Source organism: Rothia sp. HMSC066H02 (assembly GCF_001814995.1).
Classification (GTDB): domain Bacteria; phylum Actinomycetota; class Actinomycetes; order Actinomycetales; family Micrococcaceae; genus Rothia; species Rothia mucilaginosa.
This window is the reverse complement of sequence record NZ_KV818669.1, coordinates 1-3,841: the sequence shown is the minus strand read 5'-3', so window position 1 is coordinate 3,841 and position 3,841 is coordinate 1. Positions and strand designations below refer to the sequence as shown.

General features: G+C 56.0%; 2 protein-coding genes and 2 pseudogenes. 1 reads left to right on the top strand and 3 read right to left on the bottom strand.

Features of this window, described 5'->3' with window-relative positions; genetic code table 11:
• Nucleotides 1-217: 217 nt before the first annotated feature.
• Together HMPREF2999_RS01885 and HMPREF2999_RS09650 are read right to left on the bottom strand one after the other, a co-directional pair.
• Nucleotides 218-1,708, bottom strand: a complete 1,491-nt coding sequence (locus HMPREF2999_RS01885) for a catalase (RefSeq protein ID WP_070616151.1) — start codon at nt 1,706-1,708, stop codon at nt 218-220.
• Nucleotides 1,709-1,837: 129 nt separating this feature from the next.
• Nucleotides 1,838-2,416, bottom strand: a pseudogene (locus tag HMPREF2999_RS09650) (Fur family transcriptional regulator).
• A gap of 293 nt (nt 2,417-2,709) precedes the next feature.
• Here HMPREF2999_RS09650 and htpX point away from each other — a divergent pair.
• Nucleotides 2,710-3,590: pseudogene (gene htpX / locus HMPREF2999_RS01875) on the top strand (zinc metalloprotease HtpX).
• A gap of 108 nt (nt 3,591-3,698) precedes the next feature.
• On the opposite strand, the gene HMPREF2999_RS01870 reads toward htpX, so the two are convergent.
• Nucleotides 3,699-3,841, bottom strand: a 143-nt coding sequence (locus HMPREF2999_RS01870; RefSeq protein ID WP_141757029.1) for a nucleotide-binding YajQ family protein, incomplete at its 5' end; no start/stop codon positions are given.

Here is a 3,841-nt window from a genome sequence, read left to right as displayed (position 1 = left end):
GTGCCGGGGCACCGGTTAGTACTAGCCTACCGGGGTGGTGGCTCTTGTTCACAGCTAACTATCAGAAATACGGGCCTGTTTTTTGGAGAGGGTTGTAATCCTGCAAACGGGTTAAAAATATGGGGCCGGTGACTCCATCTCACTGAAAGCCACCGGCCCCATGCTGCAGCCGTGCGTCATGTTCTCGAATCTACAGGGGAACAGACGCTGCCGTATCTTACGAACCAGATGCGGCGGCTGCCACGGCCTCGCGAACGCGAGAACCGAGCTCAGGGTGAACGCTATCCCAGTATTGGAACGCGCGTTCACGAATCTCGTCGGAACGAACAGCACCTACGTGACCGGAGATGTTGCTGATCAGGCGTTCACGTTCTTCGTCGTTCATGGTTACCTCGTAGAGGGTGCGTGCCTGCGAGAAATCATCGTCATCCGGACGCAGGGTGTAGGCGGTGCGTACCAACTCGCCATCAGACTCCCAGCTGCCTTCGCCAGCGCGCTCCGCATCCGCATGCGGACCGCCCAGGCTGTTTGGTGCGTAAGTGGGAACGGAGGGGTCGTTGAAGTTGTAGCGCATCGAACCGTCATGTGAATAGTTGTTCACCGGCGCCGCGTGGGGTGCGTTCACCGGCAGCTGCGCGAAGTTGGTGCCGATGCGGTAGCGATGCGCATCCGGGTAGGAGAAGATACGACCGAGCAGCATCTTATCGGGTGAAGCCGCGATACCGGGCACAAAGTTCGAGGGGGAGAAGGCTGCCTGCTCGATCTCGGCGAAGAAGTTCTGCGGGTTGCGATCCAGCACCATGCGGCCCACCTTGATCAGCGGGTAATCCGAGTGCGGCCAAATCTTCGTCAGATCGAAGGGGTTAATACGGTAGGTCTTCGCGTCCTCGTAGGGCATAATCTGCACGTAGAGCGTCCAGGCGGGGTAGTCGCCACGCTCGATAGCCTCGCGCAAGTCGCGGCGGTGGAAGTCAGCATCCTTGCCCGCCATTTCATCGGCCTGAGCCTGGGTGAAGAACTCGTTGCCCTGCTCGGTCTTGAAATGGTATTTAACCCAGAAGCGCTCGCCTTCGGAGTTAATCCACTGGTAGGTGTGCGAGCCGAAGCCATCCATATGGCGCAGGGTTCGGGGCAGGCCGCGGTCTCCCATCAGCCAGGTTACCTGATGCGCCGATGCCGGATTGAGGCTCCAGAAATCCCACTGCATGTCGTTATCGCGCAGACCCGAACCGGGCATACGCTTCTGCGAGTGGATAAAGTCGGGGAACTTGATGGCATCGCGAATGAAGAAGATAGGAGTGTTATTACCTACCAAGTCGTAGTTGCCTTCGGTGGTGTAAAATTTCACCGCGAAACCGCGGGGGTCACGCCAAGTATCGGGGGAACCGGATTCGCCAGCCACGGTCGAGAAACGAATCAGTAGCTCGGTTTTAACGCCCGGCTGAAAGAGCGCCGCACGGGTGTACTGCGAAACATCTTCGGTGGTTTCAAAGTAGCCGTATGCGCCGGTTCCCTTTGCGTGCACCACACGCTCGGGCACACGCTCACGGTTGAACTGAGCGAGCTTTTCAACAGCGTAAGCATCGTGCAGAACGATGGGACCATCGGCGCCCACGGTGAGCGAATGATCATCTGAAGCTACCGGCGTGCCAGTGCTCGTGGTGGTGTAAGAACCGGGATGAATGGGGTTCTGCGGGGTCTGATACATATTTGCTTCTCCTTGTGTTTTTGGTGATGCTATGTGGTTTTCGACGAGCATTCTTCCTGTTTTAGGGTGCAACTAACGAACACCAAGGCGCTGTTTCACGCCCGGAGTAAGGTGTTGGAATGTGGTTCGTTAGTGCTGAACGCTCGCTGCGGCTTGCACCTGACTGTTCGCCAGTTCTGCTTCTGCCTCAGTTTGACAGTCTGCTCAGACGCCTCGATACAGTACATCTGCGCTGATAATCGCCATGCCGTGGAAGTCGTTGGGAGTTAGGCAGGGCGCTGAGCCGACAGCGCAGTCTACATCCTGAACTTTTCCGCAGCGAATGCAGAATGCGTGGTGATGGTTATCGCCCGTGCGTGTCTCGTAGAGCCTCGGGGTTCCCGGGGGCTCAAACTTACGCAGCATGTCGATATTCGTTAGATCCGTGAGGATCATATACACCGACTGCACGGTAATGGTAGGAATCTCTTGCCGCACAACGGTAACTATTTCCTCGGCATTGGCATGGGGATGAGCCTGAACCGCACGTAGAACAGCAAGCCGCTGTTTCGTGACCCTGCGCCCCTTAGCGCGCAAGTTTTGCGACCAAGATTCCGTGAGAAGTCCGGTCGCGGATTCTGCTGCCAACGGTAGCACGCCGGTGTGGGAGCATCCGTGAAGAGGGTGCTCGGGTTCCGGGTGTGCGTTCGTATCTAGGGGTTCGGTCATGAACAATACCCTACCGTTAATCTGACTTTTTCACAATTACAATTACGATAAATTCATAATAAGAGCCGTGTTTGGGGTACTTTCACCATGACACTATGTCGCTAAAACCGCGAATTTCTGGGAGATAACAGAACATCCTGAGACTTCACGTGACCTTGCTCGTATTCGATGAACCTGTGGATGCGAGAATACGAAATACACGCTGGTGGCGAATCTGGATGTCTGCCTCATATATATCCCGTGTGCTGTAATCTAATACGTTCACGGCAACACGATTTCTAAAGGTATACGCAATGCACAAACACTATAACGGGCTTAAGACCGCCCTTCTGCTGGGCGGCATGGTCGGTCTGCTGATGCTTTCGGCGGCGGCCTTTCAACATACTTCCGCAGCTCAATTTTTATCTGGGGTTTCGCCCTTGTGAGCTTGGGTACCGTTGCATATTCATACTGGAACTCCGATAAACTCGCGCTGCGTTCCATGAACGCCTACGCCGTTACCCGCGAGGAGGTTCCGGTTCTGTATGACATTGTCGAGGAACTTTCCTCGCGCGCCGCTCAGCCTATGCCGCGCCTATATGTGGCACCCACCCAGACTCCAAACGCCTTCGCGACTGGGCGCGATCCGCGCAATGCCGCCGTCTGCTGCACCGAGGGTATCTTGCAGCTTCTTGACGAACGCGAAATGCGCGGCGTTCTTGGGCACGAGCTCATGCACGTCTACAACCGCGATATTCTTATAAGCTCGGTGGCAGCCGGTATCGCAACCCTGATTACGGCGGCGGCACAGATTGTTGGTTTTGGCTCCATGATGGGCGGGAACCGTGAGCGCGGCGGCGGAAACTTTTTGAGCATAATCCTGATGTCGCTTCTGGCTCCCATTGCTACGGCGGTTATTCAGATGGCTATCAGCCGCACCCGCGAATACGATGCCGATGAAGACGGTGCAAAGCTTACGGGCGATCCGATTGCGCTTGCCTCCGCCCTGAATAAGTTGGAGAAGGGTGTCTCGCTCTACCCAATGGATCCCAAGAATCAGCAGGTTGTGAATACCTCGGCCTCTATGATTGCGAACCCCTTCGGTGGCCTGAAGAACCTCATGTCTACTCACCCACCGATGGACAAGCGCATCGCCCGCCTGCAGCAGATGGCGCGCGATAACGGTCAGCTATAAAACCTGCGTACGTGTTTGTCTTATAGATGGAAGGCGGGGCGGTTACCAAAAAACTGGTAACCGCCCCGCCTTAATAGTGCACTGATGCCGCGTGCACAGCAGAGGTATCTAGCGATAATTCACGAACTGCAGGTCAACCTCAAGGTCAGCGGACTTGAGCATTGCAATGACTTCCTGCAGGTCATCGCGGGACTTGGAGGAGACGCGCAGCTCATCGCCCTGGATGGTTGCCTTCACGCCCTTGGGGCCCT

Coding starts and splice junctions, on each gene's coding strand:
- HMPREF2999_RS01885 (WP_070616151.1), bottom strand. CDS start 1,708: ATGTATCAGACCCCGCAGAACCCCATTCATCCCGGTTCTTACACCACC.